The 16,834-nt window shown below is 70.7% G+C and carries 14 protein-coding genes; 8 read left to right on the plus strand and 6 right to left on the minus strand.

The genetic code is table 11. From position 1 onward, the window contains the following. Window positions 1-68 precede the first annotated feature (68 nt). The 7 genes from P8T65_RS23870 (at window position 69) to P8T65_RS23900 (ending at window position 8,810) form a co-directional block, all read left to right on the plus strand. On the plus strand, window positions 69-956 hold the full coding sequence (locus P8T65_RS23870; RefSeq protein WP_316727284.1) for a DUF2797 domain-containing protein: 888 nt from the start codon (window positions 69-71) through the stop codon (window positions 954-956). 341 nt (window positions 957-1,297) lie between these two features. Continuing rightward, window positions 1,298-2,038, plus strand: a complete 741-nt coding sequence (locus tag P8T65_RS23875; protein WP_033526721.1) for a response regulator transcription factor — start codon at window positions 1,298-1,300, stop codon at window positions 2,036-2,038. Further along, on the plus strand, window positions 2,035-3,804 hold the full coding sequence (locus tag P8T65_RS23880; RefSeq protein WP_316727285.1) for a HAMP domain-containing sensor histidine kinase: 1,770 nt from the start codon (window positions 2,035-2,037) through the stop codon (window positions 3,802-3,804). Before P8T65_RS23875 ends, P8T65_RS23880 begins: the two co-directional genes overlap by 4 nt. Window positions 3,805-3,844: 40 nt before the next feature. Next, on the plus strand, window positions 3,845-5,311 hold the full coding sequence (locus tag P8T65_RS23885; protein ID WP_316727286.1) for a glycosyltransferase: 1,467 nt from the start codon (window positions 3,845-3,847) through the stop codon (window positions 5,309-5,311). After that, complete coding sequence (locus P8T65_RS23890; protein ID WP_316727287.1) at window positions 5,308-7,554, plus strand: glycosyltransferase family 39 protein; 2,247 nt, start codon at window positions 5,308-5,310, stop codon at window positions 7,552-7,554. The genes P8T65_RS23885 and P8T65_RS23890 overlap by 4 nt, the downstream gene beginning before the upstream one ends. A 165-nt stretch (window positions 7,555-7,719) precedes the next feature. After that, complete coding sequence (locus P8T65_RS23895) at window positions 7,720-7,884, plus strand: hypothetical protein (protein ID WP_316727288.1); 165 nt, start codon at window positions 7,720-7,722, stop codon at window positions 7,882-7,884. A gap of 164 nt (window positions 7,885-8,048) precedes the next feature. Further along, complete coding sequence (locus P8T65_RS23900; protein WP_184892086.1) at window positions 8,049-8,810, plus strand: TetR/AcrR family transcriptional regulator; 762 nt, start codon at window positions 8,049-8,051, stop codon at window positions 8,808-8,810. A gap of 99 nt (window positions 8,811-8,909) precedes the next feature. Here the strand turns inward: P8T65_RS23900 and P8T65_RS23905 are convergent, their stop codons facing one another. From P8T65_RS23905 to P8T65_RS23920, 4 genes are all read right to left on the minus strand, one after another. After that, window positions 8,910-9,374 carry a PPOX class F420-dependent oxidoreductase gene (locus P8T65_RS23905; protein WP_230217350.1) on the minus strand — a complete coding sequence of 155 codons (465 nt, stop codon included), beginning with the start codon at window positions 9,372-9,374 and terminating at the stop codon, window positions 8,910-8,912. Between the two features lie 111 nt (window positions 9,375-9,485). After that, entirely contained in the window at window positions 9,486-10,355 is an 870-nt protein-coding gene (locus tag P8T65_RS23910; RefSeq protein WP_316727289.1) for a YceI family protein, read from the minus strand. A 131-nt stretch (window positions 10,356-10,486) separates the two neighbouring features. Continuing rightward, window positions 10,487-13,012 (minus strand): MFS transporter, encoded by a 2,526-nt coding sequence (locus tag P8T65_RS23915; RefSeq protein ID WP_316727290.1) that lies wholly within the window; start codon window positions 13,010-13,012, stop codon window positions 10,487-10,489. 122 nt (window positions 13,013-13,134) lie between these two features. Next, complete coding sequence (locus P8T65_RS23920; protein ID WP_316727291.1) at window positions 13,135-13,623, minus strand: MarR family transcriptional regulator; 489 nt, start codon at window positions 13,621-13,623, stop codon at window positions 13,135-13,137. A gap of 171 nt (window positions 13,624-13,794) precedes the next feature. On the opposite strand from P8T65_RS23920, the gene P8T65_RS23925 reads away from it, so the two are divergent. Continuing rightward, window positions 13,795-13,995: a hypothetical protein gene (locus P8T65_RS23925; protein WP_184892096.1), complete on the plus strand. Its 201-nt coding sequence runs from the start codon at window positions 13,795-13,797 to the stop codon at window positions 13,993-13,995. Between the two features lie 396 nt (window positions 13,996-14,391). Here the strand turns inward: P8T65_RS23925 and P8T65_RS23930 are convergent, their stop codons facing one another. Then, the gene (locus P8T65_RS23930) at window positions 14,392-15,312 is read right to left on the minus strand and encodes an RNA polymerase sigma factor SigF (protein ID WP_184892098.1); all 921 of its coding nucleotides are present in this window, start codon (window positions 15,310-15,312) and stop codon (window positions 14,392-14,394) included. 509 nt (window positions 15,313-15,821) lie between these two features. Next, window positions 15,822-16,709 (minus strand): RNA polymerase sigma factor SigF, encoded by an 888-nt coding sequence (locus P8T65_RS23935; protein WP_184892100.1) that lies wholly within the window; start codon window positions 16,707-16,709, stop codon window positions 15,822-15,824. Window positions 16,710-16,834: the final 125 nt, after the last annotated feature.

The raw sequence follows: 16,834 nt of genomic DNA on the forward strand, positions 1-16,834 counted from the left end.
TGCCCGACGTCCGCGTCCCGCTCACCGGGCGGACGCGTTGTCAGTGGTGCCCTCTACTGTCGTGAGGGATGGCACGCGTGTGGAGATGTACGGGGCTGCGCTGGGGCGAGGATGGGGCGCCGTCCTTGCGGTGGGCGGGTGGGTGGGGCAGTTCGCTGCCACGGGGGAAAGCGGTGGCCTTCGAGGTCGTGAGCGACGGGCGTACGTGCGTCGGCGCTCGCGGGAATCCGTGTCCGGTGCGGGCCGAGGTGCCCGAGCGTAGTACGGGCGCCCGGTGCGAGGAATGTGCGCGGCTCGACCGGGCGCACTCCGTGGCCGCCGACACGATCGCCGACGACCCGCGGCCGTATCACGTGTACCTCGCGTGGTTCGGGCCTGGCATGGTGAAGGTCGGGATCACCGCCGTCGAGCGGGGACCGGCGCGGTTGTTGGAGCAGGGCGCGGTCTGCTTCGGGTGGCTCGGGCGCGGGCCGTTGATGGCCGCCCGGCGGTCGGAGGAGATGCTGCGGGCCGCTCTCGGCGTGCCTGATCGGATTCCGTACGCCGAGAAGCGGGTCGTGCGGGCCGGGCTGCCGACGGTCGAGGAGCGTGTCGGGGAGTTGGCCGAGCTGCACGGGCGCGCCCAGGGGCTCGCGGCGTGGCCCGAGTCGTTGGAGCGCCTTCCCTTCCAAGCCGTCGACCACTGCGGGGCGTTCGGGCTCGACGGGTTGCCGGCCGCCGACGGTGTGGTGACCGAGCTGGCCCCGGGCGGGGCCGTGGGCGGTGAGATCCTCGCCGTCGCCGGACCCGATCTTCATCTGGAGACCGGGCGCGGAGTCGTCGTGCTCGACACACGGCTCATGACCGGCTGGGAGCTGACCGCACCCGTCGGCGGGGGCTCCCGGGACGTCCTCACCCTGCCCGTACGGGAGTTGCGGAGCCGAGGGGACGGGAGCGTGCAGGAGGGGTTGTTCTAAGACGACGACGGGGTTGTTCTGACACGACTGGTTGTTCTGAGACGACGGGTGCGGGGGCGTCGCTCTCGTGGGTGCGGGGGCGTCATGACGGCGCTTTCGTAAAAGTGGGGTGAGTGAGGGGCCGTGCCGGGGGCGTTCCTGGGGTCGCGGGGCTGTGGGGCCCCAGTGAGGCGGCCTGGGGAACGCCGTGCGGACGATCAGAAAACTGCTGGTCGGAGGGGGAAGTGTCCCAGAAGTCGGGGATCTTCCCGGGGGGTTCCTGAGAGGCGCCTGTGCGTTTCTCAGAAAAATCACAGGTTCCGGAAAGGGGGTTCTCAGTGGGCCCCGACAAGGTGTTCAGCATGACCACGACCTCGCCCCAGGGGCGCACCGAACTGCTGAGGCCGGACGGGAGCCCCGTCCGAGTGCTTGTGGTGGACGACGAGCTGTCGATCACCGAACTGCTGTCCATGGCCCTGCGCTATGAGGGATGGCAGATCCGGAGTGCGGGGGACGGCACGGGTGCCCTCCAGACCGCCCGGGACTTCCGGCCCGACGCCGTCGTCCTCGACATGATGCTGCCCGACATGGACGGGCTGACCGTCCTCGGTCGGCTGCGGCGTGAGCTGCCGGACGTGCCGGTGCTCTTCCTGACCGCGAAGGACGCGGTCGAGGACCGGATCGCCGGGCTCACGGCCGGTGGCGACGACTACGTCACCAAGCCGTTCAGCCTCGAAGAGGTCGTGGCGAGACTGCGCGGGCTGATCCGCCGGTCCGGTGCCGCCGACCGTCGTTCCGACTCCGTGCTCGTCGTCGGTGACCTCATGCTCGACGAGGACAGTCACGAGGTGTCGCGCGGCGGGGCGAACATCCACCTCACCGCCACCGAGTTCGAACTGCTGCGCTTCCTCATGCGGAATCCGCGGCGCGTGCTCAGCAAGGCGCAGATCCTCGACCGCGTGTGGTCGTACGACTTCGGTGGCCAGGCCAATGTGGTCGAGCTCTACATCTCGTATCTGCGGCGCAAGATCGACGCCGGGCGTGAGCCGATGATCCACACCCGGCGTGGAGCCGGCTATCTGATCAAGCCCGCCTCGTCATGAGCGGGCGTCGACGGACGCGTACGCAGAGACAGCCGCGGCCGTGGCTGAGGCGAGGACAGCCGCGCACGCTGCGTACGCGGCTCGTCGTCTCCGCGGTGGCGTTGATCGCGGTGGTGGCCTCCGTCATCGGAACCGTGACGACGTTCGCGCTGAGTGAGCATCTGTACCAGCAGCTGGCGTCCGAGGTGAAGGACATCGCCAAGCGCACCGACGGGCCCAAGGGGCCCGGGGGCGTGAGGATCGTCACGCCGGGCGACTTCGACACCAGCACGTTGACGACGGACGAGAAGCTCCAGTTCGTCACGAGGGGCGGTTCGCCGGAGTACACGATCGGCGCCGTCGTGCAGAACGGGACCATCGTCAAGGGTGTCGTCGGCGAGCTGGCGAACTCCAGCACCACCGGCCTGCCGGACATGAAGGCCGTCACGCTGAGCGACGCGGACCTCGCCGCGCTCGCCACGGTCGCCACGGACGGCGACACGCACAAGGTCAGTCTGCCCGACCAGGGCAATTACCTGGTCACGTACGAGACCAACCAAGACGGTGACGCGTTCTACGTGGGCCTGCCCACCAAGTCCGTCACCAATACCCTCAGCACCCTCATCGCCGTTGAACTCAGCGTCACCGGCGCCGGGCTCGTCGCCGCCGGTATCGCCGGGTCCGTGCTCGTCGGGGTCGCGCTGCGGCCCTTGCGGAAGGTGGCGGCCACCGCGACCCGGGTCTCCGAGCTGCCGTTGCACACCGGTGAGGTGACCCTCAACGAGCGGGTGTCGGCATCCGAGACCGATCCGCACACCGAGGTCGGCCAGGTCGGCGCCGCGCTCAACCGCATGCTCGACCACATCCACGGCGCCCTGCACTCACGGCAGGAGAGCGAGACGCGCGTACGGCAGTTCGTGGCCGACGCCAGTCACGAGCTGCGGACGCCGCTCGCGTCGATCCGCGGATACGCCGAGCTGACCCGGCGCGGCCGGGAGGAGATCGGGCCCGACACCCGGCACGCGCTCGGGCGGATCGAGTCCGAGTCCGGGCGGATGACCATGCTCGTCGAGGACCTGCTGCTGCTCGCGCGGCTCGACGCGGGACGCCCGTTGCAGTTCGAGCAGACCGACCTCATCCCCCTCGTCGTGGACACCGTCAGCGACGCGCGCGTCGCCGGGCGGAGCCACAGCTGGCGGCTCGACCTGCCGGACGTGCCCGCCCTCGTGTCGGCGGACGCGGCGCGGCTCCAGCAGGTGCTCGTCAACCTGCTCGCCAACGCCCGGACGCATACGCCACCCGGCACCACCGTCACCGCACGCGTGCAGCGGCGCGGGCCGTGGATGTGCGTCGACGTCGAGGACGACGGACAGGGCATCCCGGAGGAGTTGCTGCCGCACGTGTTCGAGCGGTTCGCGCGCGGGGACTCGTCGCGGTCCAGGGCCTCCGGCTCGACCGGACTCGGGCTCGCCATCGTGCAGGCCGTCGCCGACGCGCACGGCGGCGCCGTGACCGTCGACAGCGGGCCCGGCAGGACCGTGTTCACCGTGCATCTGCCGGCCCTCGGCCGGGACGTACCGCTGCTCGACGATGCCGCGAACTGGGAGCTCGACGAGGTCCAGTACGACGGTGAGCACCACAGTGAGCACCACGGTCAGCACGACGGTCGGGACGACGGCGTGTTCGACGACGCCTTCGACCGCGCCTTCGACCGTGCCTTCGACGGCAACGGGCTGGTGACCGGCGCGACACCTGACGATCGGACTCACAGGCGCACCACAGTGTGAGCACACGGACATAACAGAGCGGCTCGCGAATGTGGTTGGCATGCAAACCGACTCTTCTCCCGGCACCCTGCCGGCGCGGGAGCACCTCCCGGCCGGAAACGCCGGTACGCCTGTCCTGGACGTAGTGATCCCCGTCTACAACGAGGAGAAGGACCTCCAGCCGTGTGTCCTCAGACTGCACGAGCACCTCGCGCGCACGTTCCCTTACACGTTCCGCATCACGATCGCGGACAACGCGTCGACGGACACCACCCCGCGGGTGGCGGCACGGCTGGCGGCGGAGCTCCCCGAGGTGACGTCCTTCCGCCTGGAGCAGAAGGGACGCGGGCGGGCGCTTCGGACGGTGTGGTCGGGGTCCGACGCGCCGGTCCTCGCCTATATGGACGTGGACCTGTCGACGGACCTCAACGCCCTGCTCCCGCTCGTCGCCCCGTTGATCTCCGGCCACTCGGACCTCGCGATCGGCTCCCGGCTCGCCCGCTCCTCGCGGGTGGTGCGCGGCACCAAGCGGGAGTTCATCAGCCGCGCGTACAACCTGATCCTGCGCGGCTCGCTGCAGGCCCGGTTCTCCGACGCGCAGTGCGGGTTCAAGGCGATACGCCGGGACGTCGCCCAGGCGTTGCTGCCCCTGGTCGAGGACACCGGGTGGTTCTTCGACACCGAGATGCTGGTGCTCGCGGAGCGGGCCGGGCTCAGGATCCATGAGGTCCCGGTGGACTGGGTCGACGACCCGAACTCGACCGTCCACATCGTGAAGACGGCCACCGACGACCTCAAGGGTGTCTGGCGGGTGGGCAAGGCGCTGGCCACCGGATCCCTCGCGCTCGACCGGCTCGCACGCCCGTTCGGGGACGATCCCCGGGACCGCGAGATCCAGGACGTGCCGCGCGGCCTCGCCCGCCAACTCCTAGGCTTCTGTGTGGTGGGCGGCCTCTCCACCCTGTTCTACCTGCTCCTCTACAGCGGCTTCCGGGCCTTCTCCGGCGCGCAGATCGCCAACGCGCTCGCCCTGCTGCTCTCGGCGATCGCCAACACCGCTGCCAACCGACGGCTCACCTTCGGCGTCCGGGGCCGCGGCGGTGTCATCAAGCACCAGGCGCAGGGGCTGGTGGTGTTCGGCATCGGACTGGCCCTCACCAGCGGCTCGCTCGCCGCGCTGCACGCGGCGACCTCCGACCCCGCGCACTCCACGGAACTGGCGGTCCTCGTCGCGGCCAACCTCGCGGCGACGGTGCTGCGGTTCCTGCTCTTCCGGGCGTGGGTGTTCCCGGACCGGCGTGACGGTTCGTTCGTCGACAGCTCGTCCGTCGACGGCTCCCGTGCCGACGGCTCCCTTGCCACGGGCTCGACCGTCGTCGCCCCGCACCGCCCGGCTCCGCACCAGCCGGTTTCGCACCAGCCGGTTTCGCACCAGCCGGTTTCGCACCACCCGGCTCCGCCGGTCCACGTGACCGCGGCGACGGTGACGGTACGCCCGTACGATCAGGATTCGAGGAACGCACGATGACCACGCGCTTCGAGACGACGAGCCGGCCGGGCGGTCCCGCCCCCGGTCCTGCCCCCGCCCCCGCCCCCGGTCCCGGTCCCGACTGGGGACCGCCGCCCTCCGCGGCCGCCGTACAGGAACCGATCGTTCCGGAGGCGCCCGCCGAGCCCCCTGCCCCGAGCGCGGGCGAGCCCGGGCAGCCCCTCGCCAAGCGCCTGTGGAGAGGCAGGCCCGAGGACCACCGCTGGATCCGCCCCGGCTTCCTCCTCGCCCTCCTGCTCATCGGCGGGCTCTACACCTGGAACCTCACGGCCTCCGGATACGCCAACTCCTTCTACTCGGCGGCCGTACAGGCGGGCAGCCAGTCCTGGAAGGCCTTCTTCTTCGGCTCGCTGGACTCCGCCAACGCGATCACCGTCGACAAGCCCCCGGCCTCCCTCTGGCCGATGGCGCTGTCGGTACGGCTCTTCGGCCTCAACTCCTTCGCGATCCTGTTCCCGCAGGTCCTGATGGCCGTCGCCACCGCCGGGGTGCTGTGGGCGGCCGTGCGCCGGCGCTTCAACGCCACGGCCGGCTTCGTCACCATGGCGGTGTTCGCGCTCACGCCGGTCGCCGCGCTGATGTTCCGCTTCAACAACCCGGACGCGGCGCTCGCGCTGCTGATGGCCGCGGCGGTCTACTGCACGCTGCGCGCGATGGAGAAGGCGCAGACGAAGTGGCTGGTCTGGGCGGGTGTCGCCATCGGCCTCGCCTTCCTGGTCAAGACGCTGCAGGCGTTCCTGATCCTGCCGGTCCTCGCGCTCGTGTACGTCGTCTTCGCACCGGCCTCGGTGAAGAAGCGGGTCAGCCAGGTGCTGCTCGCCGGGCTCGCGATGGTCGTGGCCGGCGGCTGGTGGGTCGCCATCGTCGAGCTGTGGCCCGCGTCCTCCCGCCCGTACATCGGCGGCTCGCAGAACAACTCCTTCCTCGAACTGACCTTCGGCTACAACGGTCTCGGCCGTCTCAACGGCGAGGAGACCGGCAGCGTCGGCGGTGGCGGTGGCGGCGGTGGCGGCAACTGGGGCGAGACCGGCTGGGACCGGATGTTCAGCTCCTCCGTCGGCGGTCAGATCTCCTGGCTGATCCCGGCCGCGCTGATCCTCCTCGGCGCCGCGATCTGGGCCACGCGGAAGCTGAAGCGCACGGACACCACCCGTGCGGTCTTCCTCCTCTGGGGCGGCTCGCTGCTGATCACCATGGTGGTCTTCAGCTTCATGCAGGGCATCTTCCACGAGTACTACACGGTGGCCCTCGCCCCCTACATCGCTCCGCTGATCGGCATGGGCGCGGCGCTGCTCTGGGACCAGCGGGACAAGTTCTGGGCGTCGATCACGCTGGCCGCCGCCCTGACGGCCACGGCCGTCTGGGGTTACGTCCTCCTCAACCGCTCCTCCGACTATCTGCCCTGGCTGAAGTGGGTCGTGCTAGTCGGCGGTCTGGTCGCCGCGCTCGGGCTGGTCTTCGTGGCCAAGCTGGGGCGGCGGCTGGCCCTGGCGGTCGTCGGACTGAGCCTCGTCACGGCGGTGGCGGGCCCGGCGGCGTACACCCTCACCACCCTCAACGAGGGGCACACCGGTTCGATCGTGACGGCCGGCCCGTCGACCCGCGGCGGCATGGGCGGTGGCCCCGGCGGCGGTGGCGGTATGGGCGGTGGTCCCGGTGGTGGCGGTGGCGGAATGCCGGGTCAGAACAACCAACAGGGCAACGGTCGGATGGGCCAGCCCCCGGCCGGCGGCTTCGGCGGCGGTCAGAACAACCCGCAGGGCCGGGGTCAGCAGAACCAGCAGAGTCAGGGCAACGGCCAGGTGCAGAACGGTGACGGCGGTCGTACGGCCGGCGGTGGTGGCGGCATGGGCGGCCTGATCAACGGCAGCTCCGTCAGCGACGAGGCCAAGGAACTGCTGGAGAAGAACGCGGGGGACTACACCTGGGCGGCCGCCGCCATCGGCGCCCAGAACGCGGCGAGCTACCAGCTCTCCACCGGCGACCCCGTCATGGCGATCGGCGGCTTCAACGGCACCGACCCGTCCCCGACCCTCGCGGAGTTCAAGAAGTACGTGGAGGACGGCAAGATCCACTACTTCATCGCCGGTGGCTCGGGCGGCCGCATGGGCGGCGGCGGCAGCGACGGCACCTCCTCGCAGATCAGCTCCTGGGTCCAGGAGAACTTCGAGTCGGTGACGGTCGACGGCACGACGTTCTACGACCTGACGCAGGCGAAGTAGACCAAGGCCGCGACGGAGCGGGGCGGTGGCCCGGGGTACGGACGAACCCCCGGGCCGCCGCCCCTTTCGTAGTCCGGGAGGGCCGGGAGGGCCGGGAAGGCGGGAGGGCGGGAGGGCCGGGAAACGCGTTGTACGCCGTATAGGAACTGTTCTACGGTGTATAACATGTCGACCCCCACCGTCCCCGCCGCCCCCTCCACCCAGGGGCACCCGCAGCGCTGGCTCATCCTCGGTGTCGGGGCGGTGGCTGTGCTGCTCGGGGGGTTGGTGGCGGCGGGGCTGCTGCGCAGGGCGGAGAAGGGGGAGCGGCGGTTGGTGGGCGCCTCATAGGGTGGGGGGTCTGTTGTCGGGCGGCTGTGGGTCGTTCGTGGTTGCTTGCGCAGTTCCCCGCGCCCCTGGAAGGGCGCGCTGCGCGCGGCCCTTCCAGCCGGTGGTCGCCGCCTAGCATCGTCACCGGCGGAGAAACAGAGGAAGCCGTTCTCGGAAGGTGCGTCATGGTGAAGGGAGCCGGTCGGTCCGGAGGTTCCGCGCGGGCCAGTGTGTGGCTGGACGAGAAGGCGCGGGGCGGGCGGGGCGGACAGCCCTCGGGGCTGGACCGGGAGCGGATCACCGTGACGGCCGTACGGCTGCTGGACGCCGAGGGGCTCGCCAAGTTCTCGATGCGGCGGCTGGCGGCCGAGCTGCACGTGACGGCGATGTCGGTCTACTGGTACGTGGACACCAAGGACGACCTGCTGGAACTGGCCCTCGACCAGGTCTTCGACGAGATGCGGCTGCCCCCGCCCGACTCCGACGAGGACTGGCGGGACCAACTGCGCACGCTGGCCGGGGAGTACCGGGCGGTCCTGGTCCGCCACCCCTGGGTGTCGCCTCTCGCGGGCACCTTCCTCAACATCGGCCCGCGCGCGCTGGACTTCTCGCTCGCCGTGCAGCGCGTGATCCGCCGCACCGGGCTGCCGGCGCGCGGCCAGGCCGGTGCCATCGCGGCGGTCTTCCAGTTCGTGTACGGCTTCGGCACCATCGAGGGCCACTTCGCGCAACGCTCCGCCACGGCCGGGATGACCCAGGAGGAGTACTTCCGCAACGCCATGAGCGCGGTGTCCGACTCCCTCGCACCCCATGAGGTCATCCAGCACTCCGCCGACCTCATGGAGGCCCGCGGCGGCGAGACCGTCGAGGAGATGCGTGAACGCGACTTCGTCTACGCCCTGGACACCCTCGTCGCCGGCATCGAGGTGATGGCGACGAGGGGTTGAGGAGCGCTCGACGGGGATGGCGACGAGGGGTTGAGGGGCGCGCAACGAGGGCGGCCACGAAAGGTCGAGGCGCCCTCGTCGCGGACGGCGAAGAGGGTTCTACTGCGCCAGCCGTGCCGGGAAGCCGCCGGTGGCCACCGGTCCCCACCTCACCGGGGTGATCCGGATGATCGACTTGCCCTGCTTGATCATCGCCTCGCGGTACTCGTCCCAGTCCGGGTGCTCGCCCGAGATGTTGCGGAAGTACTCCACCAGGGGTTCGACCGAGTCCGGCGAGTCGATGACCTCGGCCGTGCCGTCGATCTGCACCCAGGGGCCGTCCCAGTCGTCGCTCAGCACGACGACGCTCACGCGCTCGTCCCGCTTGGCGTTCCGGGTCTTGGCCCGCTCGGGGTACGTGGAGACCACGATCCGGCCCGAGTCGTCGACACCGCAGGTCAGCGGGGAGGCCTGAGGGCCTCCGTCGGACCGCCGGGTGAGCAGGAGCGCCCGGTGCCGGGGGCGTACGAAGTCGAGCAGTTCTTCGAGGGAGACCGAGGTGTTGGTCGCGATGTTCCGTGCCATGCGCTCAGCGTAGGGCCGGGGGCGCCTGATAGCTCGGGGGGTACTGCGGTTCGGCGGCTGCGGGTGAGTCGGGGCTGTTCGCGCAGTTCCCCGCGCCCCTGCAGGGGCGCGCTACGTGCCGCCCTGCACACCCTGCACACCCTGCACGTCCAGTTCGACCCTCAGTGTCGTGCCGATCGCCGCGATCCCCGCCTGCACCACCTGGTTGTAGTTCATGGCGAAGTCCTCACGGCGGAGTTCGGCGGTGGCCCGGAACGCGGCGCGGGTGCCGCCCCACGGGTCCGCCCCGGTGCCCAGGTACGCCAGGTCCAGGTCGACCGGCCGTACGACCCCGCGCATGCCCAGCTCGCCGTGGACGGTCCACCGGTCCGGGCCGACGGGCGTGAGGCCGGTCGAGACATAGGTGATCTCGGGGTGTCGTTCGACGTCGAGGAAGTCCGGGGAGCGCAGGTGCTGGTCCCTGGTCGCGTTCCCCGTGTCGATCGAGGCGGCCCGGATCACCGCCTCCACCCGGGACTTGGTTCCCTCGTCGGGGGTCGGGGCGATCTCGACGGAGGCCGAGAAGTCGGTGAAGCGGCCGTGCACGCTGGAGATCCCGAGATACTGTGCCACGGCGGCGACGGAGGAGTGGGCGGGGTCGACGGTCCAGGGCCCGGGCGGCGGCAGTTCCGTACCGCCCAGCCGGGTCAGCGTGACCGTGCCGACCTCCGCCCCTCCGGTCGCGGTCACCAGGACGCTGGAGGCCATCGGCGTGTAGCCGACCGCCGTCACGATCACCGTGTACGCGCCCGGCGCGAGCGGCGCGGGGTCGTGCACGACCCCTTCGGCGTCCGCCTCGGCCCGCAGCACCTGCGTACCGGTCATGTCCGTCACGGTGACGACCGCGTGCGACACGGCCCAGCCGTCCCGCGTACGAATCCTCGCGGTCAGCCCGGCCCGCCCGGCCCGCCCGATGGGCCCTGCCTGTCCTGTCGGTCCCATGTTCGTCAACTCCTCAGCATGCGACCGGCCGGTGGAGCGGGGGGAGGCTCCACCGGCCGGTGGTTCAACTGTCAACTGTCATCTGCCCGAGAGCCCGAAGGCCCGAGAACTCGGAGGCCCGAAGGTCCGAACTACTCGCCGGGGTGCGCGAGTTCGATGTCGTGGCCGTCGACGCCGGGGCCGCTGACCGTCAGGGCCGTGGCCACGGGCGGGTAACCGGTCGCGATGACCGTGTACTCGCCGCCGTCCAGGTCGGCGAAGGCGTACGCCCCGTCCGCGCCGGTGGTGGCCGTGCCGACCACGTTGCCCGCCGCGTCGACGAGGGTCACGCGGGCGTCGGCCAGCACCCCGCCCGGCGCCCGTACGACCCCCTGGAGCCGGGCCCCGGCCTCCAGGTCGATCTCGATCCGGGTGATCCCGGTGCCGCCGACCTCGACGGGCAGGCCACGCGGGCGGAACCCGGCGGCGTTCACCGCGACGGTCACCCCGCCCGGCACCAGCTCGCCGAAGCCGAACTCGCCCTGCTCACCGGTGACTCCACTGGCCAGCACGTCGCCACGCACATCGGTCACGACGACCATGGCGTCCTTCACGCCCTGTCCGGCCCCGGCGGCCCGCACCACACCGCTCAGCCCGCTGGTCCCGCTGAGCAGGATGTCGTACGCGACCGGCTCGTCGTTCACGACGACCGTGGACGCCTGCGGCTGGAACCCGTCGGCGGCCGCGATCAGGACGTACGACCCGGCGGCGGGCGCGTCCACCGCGTAGGCCCCGTCGGCCCCCGCGACCGAACGGCCGAGCTGCCGCCCGCCGAGCGAGATCAGGGTGACGGCGGCCCGCGGCACGGGCACGCCCTCGGCCCCGCGGACCTGCCCCTGTACGGGGATGCAGCCGCCGGTACCGCTGCCGGCGCCCGTGACCGGGGCGGCCTCGGCCGAGGCCGTTGCCCGGGGTGCGTCGGCAGCGGCGGAGCCGGTGGACACCGTGGCCGGAGTCCCGGCAGGGACCGCCTCGGTCGGCCGGGTCGCGTCGGTCGCCCGAGGCACGTCGGTCGTCTGGGCCGCCTGGGCGAGCGCTCCGGTGGTCCTCAGCGGGACCTCCTTGATGAAGAGGGAGAAGACGAGCGCGAGGACGGCGAAGGGGGCGGCGTAGAGGAAGACGTCTCCGATGCCGTGGCCGTAGGCGCTCTCCATGACCGTGCGGATCGGCGCGGGCAGCGCGTCCAGGTCGGGGATCTCACCGTGGCCCGAGCCCGAGCCGGAGACCCCGAGCCTGGCGAGGCCCTCCTCGGCGTAGTGCGTGATCCGGTGGCTCAGCACCGCGCCCAGCGCCGAGACGCCGATCGCGCCGCCGAGGGAGCGGAAGAAGGTGACGACCGAGCTGGCGGCGCCGAGGTCGCCCGGGGCGACCTGGTTCTGGGTGCACAGGACCAGGTTCTGCATCATCATGCCGACGCCGAGCCCGAGCAGCGCCATGAAGATCGCCACGTGCCAGTACGGGGTGTCGTGGCGGAGGGTGCCCAGCAGGCCGAGGCCCGCGGTGACCAGCACACCGCCGGCGAGCAGCCAGGCCTTCCAGCGGCCGGTGCGGGTGATGACCTGTCCGGAGACGGTCGAGGAGACGAACAGACCGGCGATCATCGGGATGGTCAGGACGCCGGACATGGTCGGGGACTTGTCGCGGGCCAGCTGGAAGTACTGGCTGAAGAAGATGGTGCCGGAGAACATCGCGACGCCGACGAAGAGCGAGGCCAGCGAGGCCAGGGTGATCGTCCGGTTGCGGAAGAGCCGCAGCGGGATGATCGGCTCGCTCGCCTTCGCCTCGACGAGGAGGAAGAGCCCCAGCAGCAGAACCGTGCCGCCGACCATCGCGTACGTCTGCCACGACACCCAGTCGTACTTGTCACCGGCGAACGTCACCCAGATCAGCAGCAGGCAGACCGCGGCGGTGATGAGGAACGCGCCGGCCCAGTCGACCTTGACCTTGCGCTTGACCACCGGCAGGTGCAGCGTCCGCTGCAGCACGACCAGCGCGATGACGGCGAAGGGGACGCCGACGTAGAAGCACCAGCGCCAGCCGAGCCAGCTGGTGTCGGTGATGACACCGCCGACCAGCGGACCGCCGACCATGGCGGTGGCGAAGGTGGCGCCGAGGTAGCCGTTGTACCGGCCGCGCTCACGCGGGGAGATCATCGCCGCGAGGATGATCTGGGCCAGCGAGGAGAGCCCGCCCATGCCGATGCCCTGGACCGCGCGGAACCCGATGAGCATCCCGGCGTTCTGCGAGAGTCCGGCGGCGGCCGATCCCAGCACGAAGATCACGAGCGCGAGCTGGATCAGCAGCTTCTTGGAGAACAGGTCGGCGAGCTTGCCCCACAGCGGGGTGGACGCGGTCATCGCCAGCAGCGACGCGGTCACCACCCAGGTGTACGCGCTCTGGCCGCCGCCGAGGTCCTTGATGATGTCCGGCAGCGCGTTCGACACGATCGTCGACGACAGGATCGCCACGAACATGCCGAGCAGCAGCCCGGTCAGCGCTTCCATGATCTGCCGGTGGGTCATCGGGGCGTGGTCGCCACCGCCGTGGGGGGCACCCTTGGCGGGTCCTCCACCGTGCTTGGCGTGAGCCCGCACACCGGCTGGTGTGGTCGTTGCCATGGGGCTTCCTTTTCCTACGGGTCTTTGCGGGTGTACGGGTTGTGGTGGTGACCGCCGCGACGCGGACGTACGGGTGGGTCGCGCCCTCGGCCGAACTCGGCCGCGCTCGGCGAACCAGGTCGCTATACGGACGTGCGGGTCGGCGCGGTCGGCGGGGTCGGCGGGGCCGTTGTCCGGGCCGGCGCGGGGGCGTCGAAGCTCTCCCGCAGTCGGCCCAGGAGTCGGGCCAGCTGTCCGACCTCGTCGTCGGACCAGTCGCTCAGCCGGGCGGCCATCAGCCGGCTGGTGCGCCGGTACAGCTCGGTGACCACGGCCCGGCCCTCGGGGGTCAGGCGCAGGATGCGTGAGCGTTTGTCCGCCGGGTCGGGGAGGCGTTCGATCCAGCCCCGCTCGGCGACGTGCGCGACGTGTCGGCTGGTCACCGACATGTCGACGGAGAGCAGTTCCGCGAGCCTGCTCATCCGCATCTCGCCGTGCCGGCCGAGCAGCGTCAGGACTCCCGCCGATCCGCCGGGGCACTCGTACGGCAGCATCCGTGCGATCTCCCGTTTGACGGCCCCGACGGCGCTGAGCTGACGGGCCAGCTCCTCGTAGTGCGCTTGCCCGGCCATCGACTCCCTCCCGCTTTGTTGCTTAGGGCAACCATATGACTGGATGGTTGCTGCAGGCAAATGAAAACGGGGTCGCGTGGCCCAAGTCTTGGCAAAGGGGAACGGTCGGAGCCTCCCGGGCGGACAACCCCGCTTGGGCCCGTCCTGCCGGATTCGCTAAGGTCTCGGGCCATGGCCGACAACCAGAACCCCCAGGGCAACTACGACCCCGCGGGGAGCACGCAGATGTTCCGCGCCTTCGTCGACGAGACGCCGGCGGGGGGGCGACAGGCCGCCGCGACGGGGTCCTCCGGGCCGCGGGTCGGTGTGATCGTCGGGGTGATCGCGGCGGTGGCGGTGGTGGCCACGGTGGTGTGGCTCGCGCTGGCGTGAGGCCGTAGGTGGGCTGCCGGTGCCTACTCGGTGGCCGGGTGAGGTGCGTTGGCGACCGCGGGCCCGGTGGGGCTTCTCGCGCAGTTCCCCGCGCCCCCGAAAATCAGGGGCTGCGCCCCATGCTTTTCATCGGCCGCAGCTCCGCCGTCTTTCAGGCCCGCAGGGCCTGGTCTTTGTCTCTAAGGGGCGCGGGGAACTGCGCGAGCAACCACGAACCACCCGCACCCACCAACGCACCGCACCGCACCCGGCAGGCAACCAGGCGTACCCGGCAGCCGAGTGGGCACCGGCAGCTGAATAGGCGCCCGCAGCCGCGTGCGCTCACACGCCGACCGCCGGGCTGCCCTGGAACTCGGCAGCCCGGCGGTCACGCGTCAACGCGTGGCGGACGCGGCCTCAGTCGGAGATCAGGCCCTCGCGGAGCTGCGCCAAGGTCCGGGTCAGGAGCCGGGAGACGTGCATCTGGGAGATGCCGACCTCTTCGCCGATCTGGGACTGCGTCATGTTCGCGAAGAACCGGAGCATGATGATCCGGCGCTCGCGCGGCGGCAGCTTGGCCAGCAGCGGCTTCAGGGACTCCCGGTACTCCACGCCCTCCAGCGCCGTGTCCTCGTAGCCGAGGCGGTCCGCGAGGGAGCCCTCGCCGCCGTCGTCCTCGGGCGCCGGGGAGTCGAGCGAGGACGCCGTGTACGCGTTGCCGACGGCGAGGCCGTCGACCACGTCCTCCTCCGAGACGCCCAGCACCGCGGCGAGTTCGGTGACCGTCGGCGAGCGGTCGAGCTTCTGCGAGAGCTCATCACTGGCCTTGGTGAGCGCCAGCCGCAGTTCCTGCAGCCGCCGCGGCACCCGGACCGACCATGACGTGTCGCGGAAGAAGCGCTTGATCTCGCCCACGACCGTCGGCATCGCGAACGTCGGGAACTCCACGCCCCGTTCGCAGTCGAAGCGGTCGATCGCCTTGATCAGGCCGATCGTGCCGACCTGGACGATGTCCTCCATCGGTTCGTTGCGCGACCGGAAACGTGCGGCGGCGTAACGCACCAGCGGGAGGTTGAGCTCGATCAGGGTGTCCCGGACGTAGGCGCGCTCGGGGCTGTTCTCGTCCAACGCGGCGAGCCGCAGGAACAGGGAGCGGGACAGGGTGCGGGTGTCGATGTTCGCCGAGGCCGACAAGGCCGGGAACTCAGACGCCGGCGGAGCCTGGGGACCGGGAAGGCCCTCGAGCGCCTGAAGGTCCTGAGGGGCCTGGATAGCTTCGGGCGCGGTTTCGCTCTTGGCGAGCGTGAGCACCTTCGAGCTGCCCTGGTCTGCGGACATGCCACCCCCTTTGGGTCGCGGACGGTCGCGGCGGACGCTCCCGTCGTAAGGAACGCAGCCTCCACCTGAATACCGGCGGCGAGGCCACGGCAAACGCGCTGGGGGAAGAATGTCACACGTCGGCAACGCGATGTAGTGACATGTCGACATGGAGAGGGTGAATAGGCCCTGGAAAAAGGCGTTCTGATGGGATTTCAGAGCGGATCGACCTGAAAGAGCCTCAGTGAGCGATTCGCTCTCACTGGTGACATCTCGACAGCGCATTCGGTCACGCCCATGGCCTGCGCACGCGTACCGTTGGCCGATTCTGTGCGCCCCGCCTGCCATCGTGCGCCCCGCGTGCCCCATGGTCCATCCGGGAAGGGGTGGACGGTTCCTTGTTACCGAGGGTCACGTGTGAACGCCCTGAAGGGGCGCGGGGAACTGCGCGACCGGCCTCGAACGCACCCGCGCCCGCAAAGCGACATAAACCCGGCAGGCGCAGAGGCACCCGGCGGCCGGGCGGAGCCCTACACCTCGATCCGGTTGGCCGACCGCAGCCGCGCGAAGCTCCGCGCCAGCAGCCGCGACACATGCATCTGGGAGACCCCCAGCTCGGCACTGATCTGCGACTGCGTGAGGTTGCTGTAGTAACGGAGCAGCAGGATCCGCTGCTCGCGTTCGGGGAGTTGGACGAGGAGGTGCCGTACGAGGTCACGGTGTTCGACCCCGTCGAGTTCGGGGTCCTCGTAGCCGAGCCGGTCCAGCAGCCCCGGCAGCCCGTCGCCCTCCTGTGCGGCCTCCAGCGAGGTCGCGTGGTACGAGCGGCCCGCCTCGATGCAGGACAGGACCTCTTCCTCGGTGATGCGCAGCCGCTCGGCGATCTCCGCGGTGGAGGGGGTGCGGCCGAAGGCGGTGGTGAGGTCCTCGGTCGCGCTGTTCACCTGGACCCACAACTCGTGCAGCCGGCGCGGGACGTGGACCGTGCGGACGTTGTCGCGGAAGTACCGCTTGATCTCCCCGACGACGGTCGGCATGGCGAAGGTCGGGAACTGCACGCCGCGGTCGGGGTCGAAACGGTCGATCGCGTTGATCAGTCCGATGGTGCCGACCTGGACCACGTCCTCCATGGGCTCGTTGCGGGAGCGGAAACGGGCGGCCGCGTAGCGCACGAGCGGGAGGTTCGCCTCGATGAGCGCCCCGCGCACGCGGTTGTGCTCCGGAGTGCCCGGCGCGAGATGCTTCAGCTCGCCGAACAGGACCTGGGTGAGGGCCCGGGTGTCGGCGCCGCGACGTTTTTCCGGGGCGGGGGCCGTGGCCTGGCTGGTGACCTGGGCCGGTGCGGCATCGGGAGCGGGGACGTCTTCCTGGGGAGGCGCAGTACTGGCCGACACGGTCAACGCCACCTCTTCATCCATCAACTCAACCGTCAAAAGCGGTCATAGCATCACAAGACATGTGCACTGTGATCAAGCACCGCATATCGCCGTGTTGAGAAAAAAGCCCCGCGCTGCGGGAGCGAGGGGCGGAGAAGACGTGAGGG

Source organism: Streptomyces sp. 11x1 (assembly GCF_032598905.1).
Classification (GTDB): Bacteria; Actinomycetota; Actinomycetes; order Streptomycetales; family Streptomycetaceae; genus Streptomyces.